This is a genomic window from Streptomyces sp. CRCS-T-1, assembly GCF_024442335.1.
In the GTDB taxonomy this organism is placed as follows: Bacteria; Actinomycetota; Actinomycetes; order Streptomycetales; family Streptomycetaceae; genus Streptomyces; species Streptomyces koelreuteriae.
On sequence record NZ_CP101651.1, the window covers coordinates 3,658,020 to 3,673,577 of the forward strand.

The following is a 15,558-nucleotide window of genomic DNA, read 5'->3' on the forward strand; positions in this document are numbered from 1 at the left end:
TCCGGGGGGCGTTGTCAGACCCCCCTGCCAGACTCACGGCATGACCGACCGGTGGGCGCTCGCTCCGGCCGAGGACGGTGGCGTGGACGTCGCCCCCCTCGGTCCGGACGGGCTGCCCATCGGACCGGTGCGGCGGGAGACGGATCCCGCCGAGGCCGTGCGGAGCCGTCCCGGCGTCACGCGGTGGGTGTGGCGGTCCACCGCCGAGGTCTACCCGCGCCTGCTCGCCACGGGGGTGCGAGTCGAGCGGTGTTACGACGTCGAGGCCGCCGAGACACTCCTCCTCGGTCACGAGGGGCGGTACGGGGAACCCCGTTCGGCCGCGGCCGCCCTGGCCCGGCTGCGCGGCGGCCCCGTACCGCCCGATCCGCCCCAGCGCTCCGCCGAACCGGGCTCGCAGTCCTCCCTGTTCGAGCCGCAGGGCGTCCCGCTCCCCCTGCCGGACCTCCTCGCGGTCTACGCCGAGCAGCAGCGGCGGCACGAGAGCGCCGAGCATCCCGACCGCATGCGACTGCTCACGGCCGCCGAGTCGGCGGGCATGCTGGTGGCCGCCGAGATGAACCGCGCCGGGCTGCCCTGGAGCGCCGAGGTGCACCGGGCCGTCCTGCACGACCTGCTGGGCGACCGGTACGCGGGCGGCGGCGAGCCCCGCCGGCTGGCCGAACTGGCCGACGAGGTGTCCACGGCGTTCGGCCGCAGGGTCCGCCCCGACCTGCCGGCCGACGTCGTCAAGGCCTTCGCGCAGGCCGGCATCAAGGTCTCCTCGACCCGCCGCTGGGAGATCGAGACCGTCGACCACCCGGCCGTGAAACCCCTGATCGAGTACAAGAAGCTGTACCGCGTCTGGGTCGCCCACGGCTGGTCCTGGCTCCAGGACTGGGTGCGCGAGGGGCGGTTCAGACCCGAGTTCCTCGCGGGCGGCACGGTGACCGGGCGCTGGGTGACCAACGGCGGGGGCGGGCTCCAGATCCCCAAGGTGATCCGGCGGGCGGTGGTCGCCGACCCCGGCTGGCGGCTCGTCGTCGCCGACGCCGACCAGATGGAACCGCGCGTCCTCGCCGCGATCTCCCGCGACCCCGGCCTGATGGAGGTGGCGGGCCGGGAGAGCGACCTGTACCAGTCCGTCTCCGACCGCGCCTTCTCCGGCGACCGCGCCCAGGCCAAACTCGCCGTGCTCGGCGCGGTCTACGGCCAGACCTCTGGCGACGGCCTGAAGAACCTCGCCGCGCTCAGACGCCGCTTCCCCAGGGCGGTGGCGTACGTCGACGACGCCGCCCGCGCCGGCGAGGAGGGCCGGCTCGTCCGCACCTGGCTCGGCCGGACCTGCCCGCCGGCGGCCCGCGGAACGGACGACGCGACGGAGGAGGCCGGCATCCCCGTCGCCGACGACGACTCCGCCGCCCCCTGGGTCCCCGGCTACGCCTCCACCGACGCCCGCGCCCGCGGCCGCTTCGCCCGCAACTTCGTCGTCCAGGGCAGCGCCGCCGACTGGGCCCTGCTCCTGCTCGCCGCACTGCGCCGGACCTGCGCGGACCTCGCCGCCGAACTGGTCTTCTTCCAGCACGACGAGGTGATCGTGCACTGCCCCGAGGAGGAGACGGAGGCGGTCGTGGCGGCGATCCAGGAGGCCGCGGCCCTGGCCGGCCGGCTGACCTTCGGCGAGACCCAGGTGCGGTTTCCGTTCACCACGGCGGTGGTGGAGTGCTACGCGGACGCCAAGTGACTCCCAGCACCGGCCGGTCGGTCAGTCGGCCGGGGCCAGCAGTTCGCGGAGTTCCGTGACCACCGTCCGCTCATCCGTCCCGTCCAGCGCCGCGAGTGCCCAGCGCCACTCCTCGTACGCCGCCTCCGGCCGCCCCCGCTCCCGCAGCAGCAGCCCGCGCTGATGGCGGGCGAGACCGCCGGTGTAGCGGTCGGCGCGGGCGTCGGCCCGGGCCAGCAGCTCGGCGCACTCACGGGCGGCCCGCCCGGTGCGGCCCAGCAGACGGAGGGCCCGGACCAGCCCGAGCCGGGTCTGGGCCTCGCCGTGCCAGTCGCCCTGGCCGCCGAGGATGCGCAGGCTCTCCTCGAAGTGCGGAAGGGCCGCGGCCGGTTCGCCGAGCCGCAGATGGGCGTAGCCGATGTTGCAGTGCGCGGAGTGCCGCAGGATGACGGCACCGATGTCCTCCCCGATGGCCAGCGAACGCCGGTGCTGCTCGATGGCCGCCCGCGCGTCGGTGTGCTCGTAGAGGTTGCCGAGGTGGCTGTGGGTGACGGCCTCGCCGTACGGGTCGTCCAGCTGCCGCGCGTACTCCAGGCTCAGCAGCAGCGCCTCACCCGCCTCGGCGTGCCGGCCGAGCCCGTCGAGCAGCAGGCCGCGGTTGTTGAGGCAGCGCCGGATCCAGGAGGGGTGGTCCAGCCGCCGCCAGAGGTCGAGCGCGCGGTCGTTGAGGTCGAGGGCCTCGTTGTGCCGGCCGGTCAGGAAGTGCAGTCCGGCGAGGTCGACCAGCGCGCACGCCTCCGCCGCCCGGTCACCGAGCCGCCGCGCCACACGGAGGCCGGCCCGCCCGAGCACCTCCATCTCGGCGACCCGCCCCCTGCGGTGCGCGTAGGGAAGGATCAGCCGTACGACAGCGCTGACCAGGCCCGCCCGCCGCCGGCAAGGGTCGTCCGCATGCCGCCCGACCAGGGCGACGAGGTTCGCCAACTCCCGGTCTCCCCAGGCGAAGGCCTCCTCGGGACTGCCGAAGGGGCCGACGGTGTCGACAGGGCCGTCCCCGTACCCGTCCGGCTGACCCGCGCTGGGCCGACGACGGTCGTCCTGGTCGGGCCCGGGCTCGACGATCGCGACGAGAACGCGCTCGGCGACGTCGGCGTACCACCGCAGGGCCGTCTCGACGACGTCACCACGGATCCCGACACCAGCCACCTCACCACCCATCGCACCGGCCCGCTCACGCGCGAAGTCCCGCACCAGGTCGTGCGGCTCGTACCGGCCGTACGCCGTCTCCTCCAGCAGGGCGACGTCCACGAGCCGGTCGAGGGCGGCCTCGGCACGCCGTTCACCCGTACCGATGAGACGGGCGAGCAACGGGACGCCGTACGTGGGCAGATCGAGCCCGCCGACGCGACACAGGGCGAGGGCCGCGTCCCGGTCGGCCTCGCGTTCGGAGGCGGCGAGCGCGTCGTGCGCGACGGCCAGGGACCGGCGGACGCTCAGGTCGTCGTACTCCAGGTGGTGCAACCGCTCGTCCGCGGCGGCCAGTTGACCGGCGAGGACGTCCGGGGTGAGGGCCTGCCGGGCGGCGAGCCGAGCGGCGACGACGCGCAGGGCCAGCGGGAGCCTGCCGGTGAGGGCGACGAGGGGGTGACGGGCGTCGAGAATGCCCGGCTCAGAGCCCTGCGGAGGGTACGGCTCGGCCCGGCCCGAGGCCCTGCGCAGCAGTTCGGCGCTCTCCTCGTCCGTGAGCGGGGCGAGCGGGAAACGGGTCACGCCGTCGAGGGCGGTCAGCGGCGAGCGGCTCGTCACGATCACCCCGCACCGCGCACCCCCCGGCAGCAACGGCCGTACCTGCGCGGCGCTCGCGGCGTCGTCCAGCACCAGGAGCGTGCGGGTCGGCGCGAGCAGGGACCGCAGCAACGCCGAGGCCGCGTCAGGGTGTTCGGGGACACGGCAGGGCTCGACGCCCAGATCACGCAGCAGGGCGGTGAGCGCCTGGCCGGGGGTGAGCGGGGTCATGCCGGGGGTGGCACCGTGCAGGTTGAGACAGAGCTGCCCGTCGGGGAATCGCGCCGCCACCTCGTGCGCGACATGCAGCGCGAGGGCGCTCTTGCCGACACCGGCCATGCCGCTGAGGACGGCGGTGGGGTGCGGCCCGGGCGTCGTGAGGGCACGGCGCAGGGAATCGCGCACGCCGCTGCGCCCCGTGAAATGGGCTGGCGGCGGCGGCAGTTGAGCAGGCGAGGGCGTCACGGAGGCGACGGAACGCCGCACGACGGGCGGGGACGACGGCGAACCTCCACCACCGATGTCCGCCGCACCGGCGGCACTCCCCAGCCCCTCCGGACCACCGCTCCCCGGCCCCTGCGCACCACCGCTCCCCACGGCCCCCCGCAACACCTCCACATGCGCCTCGCGCACCCCCGGCCCCGGCTCGATGCCGAGCCGTTCGACGAGGCGGGTGCGCAACTCGTGATGGACGGCCAGGGCCTCGGCCTGGCGGCCGGTGCGGTGCAGGGCGAGCATGAGCTGCCGGTGGTACGCCTCCCGCAGCGGATACTCGGCGGCCAACGCCGCCAACTCCGGCACCAGCCCATCGAGCCGCGGACCGCCCAGGGCCAACTCGGCGTCGTAGCGCCACTCCAGGAGCAGCAGCCGCGCCTCGCGCAGCCGCCGTACGAAGGCGTAGCCGCCCACGTCGGACGGCAGCCCGGCGAGCGGTGCGCCCCGCCACAGCGCGAGCGCGGCGGCGCACGCGCGGACGACCCGCTCCCAGTCCCGGCCGGCGTGCGCGGCACGCGCCTCGGCGACTCGGGCCTCGAACACGTGAACGTCCAGCTCGCCGTCGTCGACGCGCAGCACATACCCGGACGGCACGGTGCGCAGCCGCTCGGGATCGTCGAGCATCCGCCGCAGCCGGGCTACGTGATTGTGCAGCGAGGCCTGGGCGGAAGCGGGCGGAGCCCCGCCCCACAGCGCGTCCTTGAGCGACGCGGCGGAGACGACCCGCCCGGCGTCGAGCAGCAACGCGGCGAGCAACACCCGCACCTTGGGGCTCGCGATCCCCCGCGCCTCGCTCCGCCCGCCTCCATGGGCGTCGTAGAGCCCCGGCGGCCCGAGCAACCCGAACCGCAGCGCACACCGCTCCCCGGATCCCGCTGCGCTCTCGCCATGTCCCGAGCAGGGAGATGCCGCCATCACTCCCCGCCTCCCGTGTCACCGCCCTCGACGAATGTCCGCCCCATGGCCAACTGTTGGCCATATGTTAGCGATCCGTTGGCACGACCTGATGTGATCACTACGTCGGATCTGGCCGGGCGGCGTGCGCGTCTCGGCGCGCCACTCGGGGGAGTGTCGCCGCCACGGTCGGTTCCGGGTCCCGGTCGGCGGAGGTGAACGGCCGGGGCCCACTCAACTTCCGCCCCACCAGCGTGGCTCCGGCCGCCGTCAGATGACGGGCGGCCTCCCCAGCCGCGTGAGCCGCCACACCGTGCGCCAGCGCATGGGCCGCCGCTCGCCCGCCGGCTCCCGTACACCTTCCAGGAATCCGCCGAACCAGGCACGCAGCCCGGCGGCGGAACGGTTCCGGGCGAGGGTGAGCAGCACCCACACGCCCAGATGGACGGGGACGAGCACGACCGGCAGCCGGCGCCGGGCCAGCCAGACCCGGTTGCGGGCGTTCACGCGGTAGTAGATGGCGTGCCGGGCGGGCGAGGTCTTCGGGTGCTGGAGCAGCAGTTCGGGCGCGTAGAGGATGTGCCAGCCCGCGTCGGCCGCGCGCCAGGCCAGGTCGGTCTCCTCATGGGCGAAGAAGAACTCGGCGGGCCAGTCGCCGACCTCGTCGAGCATCGCCATCCGCAAAGCGTGCCCGCCACCGAGGAACCCGGTGACGTAACCGCCCCGCAGGGGGTCCGAACCACCCACCCGGGGCACGTGCCGCTGCTGCGTCTCGCCGAGTTCGTCGGCGATACGGAACCCGACGATGCCGAGCCGTTCGTCGGCGGCGTACAGATCCCGCACACGGCGCAGCACATCGGCGTCCACGAGCAGCCCGTCGTCGTCCAGATCGACGACGACATCGACGTCCCCGAACTCCCGCAGCCGCGCCAGGGCAGCGTTCCGGCCCCCGGGGCACCCCAGGTTCTCGTCGAGCTCGACGGGCGTGACCTCACCGGGCAGCGAGAGCCGCTCGGCGAACTCGGGCAGCGGGCAGCCGTTGCCGACGATCACGATCCGCTCGGGCGGCACGTCCTGCTTGGCCACGGAACGGAGCAGCGCGTCGACCTCCTCGGGCCGATTGCCCATCGTCACCACGGCGACGGCGATCCTGGGCGCCCCCATGTCCTCACCTCATCACGGTCGGCAACTGACGGGTCGACGGGCGATGCTAGCCGTTCACGATAAGGCCCCCTTAAATACGCCTGCCGGACGACGGTCCGGCTGACTCGTTCGGCCGAAGCGACACCCGACCCGATCGGGCACAGGAAGTCGGGTCCAGCAGGGGCCCGGCTACCTAGCGTGGTGAACACCAAAGAGGCACGAAGAAGGAAACGGGAAGGAACCGGGCGTGCTGGAGCGACTCAACCAGGCCATGGACCACATCGAGCGCCACCTCGACGACTCGGTGGACGCCGTGGAACTGGCACGGATCGCGGCCACCTCGGAGTACCACCTGCGCCGCATGTTCTCCGCACTGGCAGGCATGCCCTTGTCGGAGTACATCCGCCGCCGCCGGCTGACGGTCGCGGGCGCGGAGGTGCTGTCGGGGGACGCGACGCTCCTGGAGATCGCGATCCGCTACGGCTACGGCTCCGGCGAGGCCTTCGCACGGGCGTTCCGCTCGATGCACGGCGTGGGCCCGGGCGAGGCCCGGCGCACCGCCGCCGCACTCGTCTCCCAGCCCCGGCTGACCTTCCGCCTCACCGTCGAAGGGAGCAGCAGCATGCACTACCGAGTGGTGGACCGCCCGGCCTTCACCGTCACCGGCTTCAAGACCCGCATCCCCCTGATCCACTCAGGCCCCAACGAGTCGATCATCAACTTCGTCCGCGGCCTCGACAAACAGGCCCTGGAACACCTGCGAAACCTCTCCACCCAGGACCCCCAGGGCATCATCGCGGTCTGCGACGACCTGGACCCGAGCCGCGCCGAGGGCACGGAACTCGACTACTACCACGCCGTGATCACCACACCCCCGACCCCGGCCCCCGAGGGCACCACCACCCTCCCGGTCCCGTCCGGCACCTGGGCGGTCTTCACCACCTCCGGCCCGGCCCCCCAGGCCATCCAGCACCTCTGGCGAGACATCTTCACCGAGTGGTTCCCCTCCAACCCCTACCGCAGCCGCCCCGGCCCGGAACTCCTCCGAACCGAACTCTCGACGGACGGCACCCGGGCGAACGCCGAGCTGTGGCTCCCGGTGGAGCGCGAAGCCGCCCACTGACACAGAGAACCCCAGGCCGGATTCCATCCGACCTGGGGTTCCAGGTCAGCGAGCAAAGCCAGAATGCTCATAGCACTCGATGCAGTTTCGTGCAGCACCGTCCGCCACGCATCGCTCATACTTCAGGCCTACGCCCGCAGACCAGCAACTGGGCAGCCCGAACTGCCATAAGGGCGGAAGTGCGACCCAAGGAAATCGCCGCAGCGAAGTCGCGCCGCCGGGGCGAGTAATCATTCTGGGGTCAGCCGCCGAGCCGAGGGTGCGCAGCGCCGTCGCTGCCAGGCCTTGGGTGTCCGCGGCCAAGGGGAAACTCAGCCTCCGGAAACCTCTTCGCCCGTACCGTCGCCCTGCCTATGCTGCGACCCGACCCCTTCCTCGACTGACGAGGCCGACATGCAGCAGTCATGGAACAGCGACCGCCGCCGCACCGCGATCGGTCGCTCCAGCCTCTCCGTGCCAGCCCGCCAGGCTCTGGCCGACCGCCAGCTCAACGCGGACCGCACGATCCTCGACTACGGATGCGGCCGAGGCGGCGATGTCGCCTCCCTCCAGCGCCTCGATTGCAAGATCACCGGTTGGGACCCTTACTACAGCTCGAGCGCCCCGGTGGCCCCCTCCGACGTCGTCCTCCTCACCTACGTCCTGAACATCATCGAGGACCCCGCCGAGCGTAGGCAGACGCTCAAGGAGGCATGGAGGCTCGCCACCTCCGTACTCATCGTCTCGGCCCGCCTCTCTTGGGAGCGGTTCAAAGTCCGCGGCCAGGAGTACGGCGACGGCCTCCTCACCAGCAGGCAGACGTTCCAGCACCTCTTCAGCCCGGACGAGCTCCGGATCTACGTCGAGGAGGTCACAGGAACACGCTGCATTTCAGCGGCTCCCGGCATCGTGTACGCCTTCAAGGACGACTCAGCCCGACTGGCCTACCTCGCACACCGCATCGTCCCTGACGCCGAGTGGCTAGCTTCAGCCGATACCACTTCGGCTATCGCCTCGCTGGTCGACTACGTCGAACGGCGTGGCCGCCCGCCCCGTGTCGACGAGATGCCCCGGCCGATGGCCGAACAGCTCGCCCACCTGAAACCCGGCGAACTCAAGCGCCTCATACGCGACTCCGTCGACGCCGAGAAGGTCTCCGAGGGCGCCAAGCGCACGACGTTGAACACGCTGCTGTTCCTCGCCGTCGAGCTCTTCAACAGCCGAGGCCCGTTCAGCAGCCTCCCCCTCGGCGTCCAGCTCGACGTCCGTTCGTTCTTCACCTCGTACAAGGAAGCCTGCCAGCGCTCCGACCGGCTGCTCCTCAAGCTCCGGGACGACACCTATATCCGGGGCGCCATGAACGCCTCCAGCGTCGGCAAGATCACCCCGACCGCGCTGTACGTACACCGTCGGGCGATCGACCGGATGCCGACAGTCCTGCGCCTGTACGAGCACTGCGCCTCCGTCGCCGCCGGCCGCCCTCAGGAATGGACTATCGCCAAGCTGAAGCACCAGGGGCGAGCCGTCAGCTGGCTCGACTACCCGGGATTCGACAAGGACCCGCATCCGCGGATCACGTCCTCATACCTCGTAGATCTCAAGACCCTCGAAACGTCGCACATGTCCTACGCGAACTCCGCCAACCGTCCTCTGCTTCACCGCAAGCACGAATTCCTGGCGCCCGACGACCCGGACGTGCTGCGCTACCGCCGTCTGACCGAGTCCGAACTACGCGTCGGCCTCTACGAGAATCCGCACCTGATCGGCACCGAGAATGGCTGGGAGGCCGAACTGATCAGGTGCGGTCGCATGCTCCGGGGACACCGGCTGATCCGGCGCCCCGGAGACTGAGCAGCTCAAACCGTCAGGAGGCATCCGGTTGCATGTACGCGATCGTCTCCGCCAGCCCGGCCGGGTCGAAGTCCGAGACCTGCCCGGGGAACCACGAGAAGCGGAGGCCATTGGTGGCCACCTCCTCCGGGAGGCCCATTGCGGTCAGCACGTGGCTCGGCGTGTACGAGGCGCTGGTGCATGCGGAACCGGTCGCCACGGCCACCTGGTCTTTGATCCGTACGATCAGGGCCTCGGCGTTGAGCCCGTCGAAGGTCACATTGAGGATGTGCGGGACCGCGTGGTCGGCATCGCCGTTGATCTGGAAGCGGGTCTTGCCGAGCGCGTCGAGCAGCCGCTCCCGCATCTCCTTCGCGTCCCGCTCCCAACGCGACCGGTTGTCCTGGAAGACCTTGGCTGCTTCGTACAGCCCCATGATCAGCGGCACAGGGAGCGTCCCGGGGCGCAGCTTTCGTTCCTGCCCGCCGCCGAAAATGATCGGCTCCAGCGGCACCTTGTCCCAACCTCGACGCCGGGTCACCAGAGCGCCGATCCCCTTGGGTGCACCGATCTTGTGGCCGCTGATGCTGGTCAAATCGATGGGCGCCTTCAGGTCCTCGGGAACCTTTGCGTACCCCTGCGCGGCATCGACGTGGAGATAAGTCGGGGTCTTCTGGAGCTTCTCTGCCAGCTCGGCCACGGGCTGGATGACGCCCGTCTCATTGTTCACGTGCATGAGCGAGACGAGCAGGGTGTCCGGCCTCAGCTTCTCCAGCACGGCCTCCGTCGAGATCCGTCCCGAGGGGCCGGGCTCCAGGAAATCGACCTCGAACCCCTGCTTCTCCTGCAGATGCAGCAGCGGCTCGATAACCGCCTTGTGCTCGATGGCGGAGGTGATGATGTGCTTCCGGCCGTGCTTCTCGCCGTACGGGGCCATACCGAGCAGGGCGATGTTGTTGGACTCCGTCGCTCCACTGGTGAAGATGACTTCTTCGGTCCTCACACCGACCGTACTGGCAAGGAACGCCCTGGCCTCCTGGACCGCCTTCTTTGCCCGGGCTCCGTACTCATGGGTGCGGCTGCCGGCGTTGCCGAAGTCTTCGGTCATCCAGTGGAGCACCACGTCAGCCACCCGCGGCTCCACACGGGTCGTCGCCGCCACATCCAGATACGCCACCACAGCGCTCACCCATCCCAGAGCATCATCCCGTTACCGGGTACGTCAAACCGTTAACGTACACGCATGCTCGACTGACGCACAGCGCGGCGCCTCAGAGTTGTCAACGCAGACATCGGCGTACGTCTTCCCGGGCAGGAACGCCCTTCGCGCAAGCCAGGCGTTCCCCCAGACCTGCCGGTGCGTCTTACGCACGTGAAGGTGACGTAACTTCAGCAGGCTGCGTACGTTAAACAGGTGACGTACGTTAAGGTTGCCGGGTGGAGATCGAAGCAGCGACACCAGCAACCAGAGTCGTAGCTCCGCGCACCTCGACGGGGTTCGAGTACACGTTCCCTGCCATCCGCGGCATCCAGGCAGGGCGCGAGTATTACGTCTCGATGTGCCCCCTGCGCCTGATCCCAAAGATCTTCATCTTCGACGAAGACGAGCTCTCGCCAGAACTGCGCGCCCAGCGGATCCTCAACAAGGGACGCCTCCCGGCACTCACGAAGTACATTCTGGACAATCCAGAGGATTACGTCTTCAGTGCTTTGACCGCATCCGTCGATGGCGACATGGAGTTCGACCCTCTCGGCTCCGACGGCAACGCCTTCCGTGCCGGGCAGCTGCGCATCCCCATGGACTCTCGCTTCCTGATCAACGACGGCCAGCACCGGCGCGCAGCCATCGAGCACGCCCTCAAGGGGAACCCGGACATCGGTAACGAGACGATCGCCGTCGTCTTCTTCCATGACGCGGGGCTCGCCCGCTCGCAGCAGATGTTCGCGGACCTCAACCGGCACGCGGTGCGTCCGGCCCGGTCCATCGGCGTCCTCTACGACCACCGGGACAGCGAAGCCCAGGTCGCGCGCACGCTGGCCGGCCAGTGCACGGTCTTCAAGGGCTACGTCGAGATGGAGAAGAGCACCCTCTCCGCCCGCTCCCGGATGATGTTCACCTTGAGTGCTCTCTACTACGGCACCCAATCCCTCCTCCAGGGCCTGGAGATTAAGGCAGACGCCGCAGCCGAGCTGGCGCAGGAGTACTGGCAGCACATCGACACGACACTTCCCGAGTGGGAGATGGTTCGCAAGCGAGAGCTCTCGGCACGCGAGATGCGGCGCGACTTCATCCACAGTCACGGAATCGCATTGCATGCTCTCGGCCGCATCGGAAATTCCCTCCTTCGGGAATCCACCGCGCCCAGTAAATGGAAACGGAAACTTTCCCCTCTGAAAAAGGTCGACTGGACTCGGTCGAATACAGACTGGGAGGGCCGCGCCATCGTCGGTGGACGTGTTTCCAAAAGCCACCAGAATGTAACCCTGACAGTCAACTACCTGCGCAATCACCTGCGCCTCGGCCTCAGCGCCGAAGAGCAGCGGGTAGAGGACGCATACCTGCGAGGCGAAGCATGAGCACCATCCCTCTGCAACTCGGCATCACGCCGGTCCGGCGGAAGCCGTTCGACGGGCAACCCCTCGAAGAGGTCATCGCCAAGCTCTCAGACGAGGTCCGTGAGCTCTACACCGCCGACCAGGTGCCCTGGGTCATCGGATACAGCGGCGGCAAGGACTCCACCGCGGTCCTCCAGCTCGTATGGAACGCCATCGCTGCTCTGCCGGCGGAGCAGCGCACCAAGACGGTCCACGTCATCAGCACCGACACCCTTGTCGAGAACCCCGTCGTCGCGGCGTGGGTGACGACGTCCCTGGAGACGATGGAGAAGGCCGCCGCCGAGCAGGGCCTCCCGATCGAGCCCCATCGCCTGACGCCGGAGATCAAGGACACCTTCTGGGTCAACCTGATCGGTCGGGGCTACCCGGCGCCGCGCCCCAAGTTCCGCTGGTGCACCGAGCGCCTCAAGATCAAGCCTTCCAATTCCTTCATCCGAAACGTCGTGGCAGCACATGGCGAGGCGATCATGGTGCTCGGTATCCGTAAGACCGAGAGCCAGGCGCGCGCCCGTGCCATGGAGAAGCACGAGAAGCGACGCGTCCGTGATCGCCTCTCCCCCAATGCGAACCTTCCCAACTCCCTCGTCTACAGCCCGGTCGAAGACTGGACCAACGACGACGTATGGGAGTACCTGATGCAGAAGCCCAACCCGTGGGGCTACAACAATCAGGATCTCCTCACCATGTACCAGGGCGCCTCCGGCGATGGCGAGTGCCCTCTTGTGGTCGACTCGACGACCCCCTCCTGCGGCTCCAGCCGCTTCGGGTGCTGGACGTGCACGCTAGTCGAGCAGGACAAGTCGATGTCGGCGATGATCCAGAACGACGACGAGAAGGAGTGGATGAGGCCGCTCCTGGACCTCCGCGACAAGCTCGACGCCCCGTTCGGCTACTTCGAAGAAGGCGAGGAAGGACTTCCCGCAGGCCGGAAGCTCCCGTACCCCCGCCCTGACCAGCCTGCCCGAGATTTCCGCCGCATGAACGGCAAGGTCACGGTCTACACGCGCCGGACCGACGGCGAAGAGGTCCCGATCCACGGCCCGTACCTGCAGAAGTTTCGCCAGGAGTGGCTCAAGGACCTGTTGGACGCCCAGACCTGGATCCGCGCCAACGCGCCGGAGCACGTCAAGAACATCGAACTGATCACCCTCGACGAGCTGCACGAGATCCGCCGCATCTGGGTCTTCGACAAGCACGAGGTCGAGGACTCCCTCCCCCGTATATACAAGGAGTCCACGGGCGAGGACTTCCCAGGCGGACCTCTGGACGAGCAACTCGTCATGGGCGCAGACGAGATGGAGCTCCTGAAGGAGCTCTGCGAGGACGACGACCTGCACTACGACATGGTCCGCGAGCTGCTCTCCGTCGAGCGCAAGTACCGGACAATGTCCCGACGCGCTGGCCTCTTCCAGGCGCTGGAGACCGCCGTAAAGAAGGGGTACTACGAGGACAGCGCCGACGCCATCGACTTCGCGCAGCGCAAGAACAAGTGGCGTGAGGAATCGCCGACCCACCTGACCCTGGACGAAGAAACCGGTATCGATGCTCCTGCGTAAGATCACTCTCGAAGAGTTCGGGGCTTACCGCGGCACCCAGTCGCTGGATCTGACCACCAAGAAGAGCAAGCCGATCGTCCTCATCGGCGGCCTCAACGGCTGCGGCAAGACCACCCTGCTCGACGCTATCCAGCTGGCGCTGTACGGGCCGCGAGCGCGTTGCAGCGGTCGAGGCAGCAAGTCGTACGAGACGTACCTCCGCGAGAGCATCAACCGGGAAGCCGACCCAACCCGCGGTGCGCAGATCATCCTGGAGTTCACGGTCACGGTGGACGGCACGGAGCACTACTACAAGGTGGTCCGCAGCTGGCACACCAGCGGCAAGACGACGCTCAAGGAATTCGTGAACGCGTTCGTCGACGAGGAGTACGGCTCCAGGGCAAAGCCGGGGCGACACGTCGCACCTGAGCTGAAGTACAGCCGGGTTCTCAGTCAGGAGTGGGCCGATCACATCGAAAGCCTGCTCCCCCTCGAAGTGGCCTCACTGTCGTTCTTCGACGGAGAGAAGATCGAATCGCTCGCCGACCCCGAGCGCGCGGCATCGGTCATCGAATCGGCCATCCACTCGCTGCTCGGCGTCAGCACCGTCCAGCAACTCCGTACGGACCTGCTCGCGCTCCAGCGCCGGCAGAAGCTGTCGGAGGAAGAGCAGCATCTGATGGACAAGATCCACGCGGAGGAGCAGGAACGGCAGGCAGCCGACGCCGCATTGGAGAACGCAGAACAGCAGGCCGCGCAGCGCAATAGCGAGCTCGTCAAAGCTCGGCGCACTCTCGAAACGCTGGAGGCTGCCTACAAGCAGGAAGGCGGAAACCTCTTCGAGCGTCGCGTCGAGATCGAGCGCGACTACGCGCAGGTTTGTGCTCGCCTCGCCGAAACCCGCAGCTACCTCGTCCAGTTGGCTGCAGGCCCGCTTCCGCTCCTCATGCTGGGGAGCCACCTCAAAGAGCTGCGCAAGCAGGCTGATCGCGAGCGTACGGCAGCCGAGTCCCACCAGGTACTGGGGGTACTCGAAGAGCGCGACCAGTGGCTACTGGACATGCTCCCTGCCGAGACGAAAACCGCCGTGATGGAGAAGCTGGAGGCTGACCGCGCCAAACGCGCCAAGTCCGCTGGCCTCACGGTGGATCTCGAACTCTCCCCGGACACGCTCCCCCAGCTGTCGGCACTCGACGAGGCACTCAGTCGTGACAAGACACGGGCTGCCGAGCTTCTTAAGCAGGCTGCGGAAGCCGCCGAAGAGCGTGTGCAGCTGGAGCGTCAGCTGGCGGGTGTACCGGCCAAGAGCAAGGTCGAGGCCATCCAGAAGGAGCGTGAAGACCAGCTCCAGGAAGTCGCACGGCTGGAACGGGAGCACGAGAACAGCCTCAGCAACGTCGAGGAGTTGAAGCGCCGCCTCGAATACGTCTCGGCCTCCCTTCAGCGTGCCCACGAAGAGTTCGTCCGCACCAAGGTGAAGGCCGAAGAGGTCGAGCGGATCATCAAGTACTCGGAGAAGGCCCGGAAGACGCTGGAACAGTTCGGCGATGCCCTCCTCAAGCGGCACATCAGCCGCCTCGAGGTAGCGATGCTCACGAGCTTCCAGACCCTCATGCGCAAGCAGGGCCTGGTGAACGACCTCCGCATCGACACCGACAAGTTCACGCTCACCCTGGCTGACGCCGATGGAGAGCCGATCGACCCCGGGCGTCTCAGCGCGGGCGAGCGCCAGCTACTCGCCGTCTCCCTCCTCTGGGGCTTGATGAAGGTCGCCGGCAACCACCTGCCCAACGTCATCGACACGCCGCTCGGTCGGCTCGACAGCCGCCACCGTGAGCACTTGGTGGACCGATACTTCCCATACGCCAGCGACCAAGTCCTCCTCCTCTCCACCGATGAGGAGATCGACGAGTACCTGCTTGGCCGCCTCAAGAAGTCCGTCGCCCACACCTACACTCTGGTCCACGACGACACCACCTTCACCACCAGCGTCGTCGAGGGTTACTGGTGGAGCGCAGGAGCCAGCCATGTCGCTTGAGAACATCCGCCTCGCCACCGCAAGCAAGGACCGCCTGAGCCGTCTGAAGCGCACCACCGGCATCACACAGTGGAACGTCCTGTGCCGCTGGGCCCTGGCGCTCTCCCTCGCGGACGCCTCTACCCCCCTGGTCCGTGAGGTCGTCACCGACTCCAACGTCGAGATGTCCTGGAAGACTTTCGCCGGACCCCACGGCGACCTCTACCTCGCCCTGCTCAAGCAGCGCTGCGTGGCCGACGGACTGGAGCCGACGGACGAGAATGTCTCCAAGACGCTGACGATCCATCTGGCCCGGGGGATCGGGTACTTGGGTGCGCACAAGGAGATGACGGCGATCGAGGGGCTGATCGGGGCAGTGGCAACCGTCTAGCTTGTCAGGAATCGCTCATCTTAGGGCCGATTCGCCTACGCGAATCGG

10 protein-coding genes are annotated in these 15,558 nt (G+C 68.7%); 7 read left to right on the plus strand and 3 right to left on the minus strand.

Annotation, left to right across the window (positions count from 1 at the left end):
* The first annotated feature begins 40 nt into the window (after positions 1-40).
* Positions 41-1,723, plus strand: a complete 1,683-nt coding sequence (locus NNW99_RS16375; RefSeq protein WP_215119887.1) for a bifunctional 3'-5' exonuclease/DNA polymerase — start codon at positions 41-43, stop codon at positions 1,721-1,723.
* Positions 1,724-1,744: 21 nt separating this feature from the next.
* Here the strand turns inward: NNW99_RS16375 and NNW99_RS16380 are convergent, their stop codons facing one another.
* Positions 1,745-4,897, minus strand: a complete 3,153-nt coding sequence (locus tag NNW99_RS16380; RefSeq protein WP_215119888.1) for a BTAD domain-containing putative transcriptional regulator — start codon at positions 4,895-4,897, stop codon at positions 1,745-1,747.
* Positions 4,898-5,146: 249 nt separating this feature from the next.
* Entirely contained in the window at positions 5,147-6,040 is an 894-nt protein-coding gene (locus NNW99_RS16385) for a glycosyltransferase family 2 protein (protein ID WP_215119889.1), read from the minus strand.
* Positions 6,041-6,266: 226 nt separating this feature from the next.
* On the opposite strand from NNW99_RS16385, the gene NNW99_RS16390 reads away from it, so the two are divergent.
* Together NNW99_RS16390 and NNW99_RS16395 are read left to right on the plus strand one after the other, a co-directional pair.
* A complete protein-coding gene (locus NNW99_RS16390; protein ID WP_215119890.1) occupies positions 6,267-7,142 on the plus strand; it encodes an AraC family transcriptional regulator in 876 nt (291 codons plus the stop codon).
* 393 nt (positions 7,143-7,535) lie between these two features.
* Positions 7,536-8,972, plus strand: coding sequence for a DNA phosphorothioation-associated putative methyltransferase (locus NNW99_RS16395; RefSeq protein ID WP_215119891.1), 1,437 nt, complete (start codon positions 7,536-7,538; stop codon positions 8,970-8,972).
* A 13-nt stretch (positions 8,973-8,985) separates the two neighbouring features.
* On the opposite strand, the gene dndA is transcribed toward NNW99_RS16395, so the two are convergent.
* Entirely contained in the window at positions 8,986-10,140 is a 1,155-nt protein-coding gene (gene dndA / locus NNW99_RS16400; RefSeq protein WP_215119892.1) for a cysteine desulfurase DndA, read from the minus strand.
* A gap of 248 nt (positions 10,141-10,388) precedes the next feature.
* Here dndA and dndB point away from each other — a divergent pair, with 248 nt between their 5' ends.
* The 4 genes from dndB to dndE are packed head-to-tail and all read left to right on the plus strand — an operon-like array spanning position 10,389 to position 15,510.
* Positions 10,389-11,528 (plus strand): DNA sulfur modification protein DndB, encoded by a 1,140-nt coding sequence (gene dndB / locus NNW99_RS16405; protein WP_251057822.1) that lies wholly within the window; start codon positions 10,389-10,391, stop codon positions 11,526-11,528.
* A complete protein-coding gene (gene dndC / locus NNW99_RS16410; protein ID WP_215119893.1) occupies positions 11,525-13,123 on the plus strand; it encodes a DNA phosphorothioation system sulfurtransferase DndC in 1,599 nt (532 codons plus the stop codon). The genes dndB and dndC overlap by 4 nt, the downstream gene beginning before the upstream one ends.
* Positions 13,110-15,140 (plus strand): DNA sulfur modification protein DndD, encoded by a 2,031-nt coding sequence (dndD, locus tag NNW99_RS16415; RefSeq protein WP_215119894.1) that lies wholly within the window; start codon positions 13,110-13,112, stop codon positions 15,138-15,140. Before dndC ends, dndD begins: the two co-directional genes overlap by 14 nt.
* Positions 15,130-15,510, plus strand: a complete 381-nt coding sequence (gene dndE / locus NNW99_RS16420; protein ID WP_215119895.1) for a DNA sulfur modification protein DndE — start codon at positions 15,130-15,132, stop codon at positions 15,508-15,510. The genes dndD and dndE overlap by 11 nt, the downstream gene beginning before the upstream one ends.
* Positions 15,511-15,558: the final 48 nt, after the last annotated feature.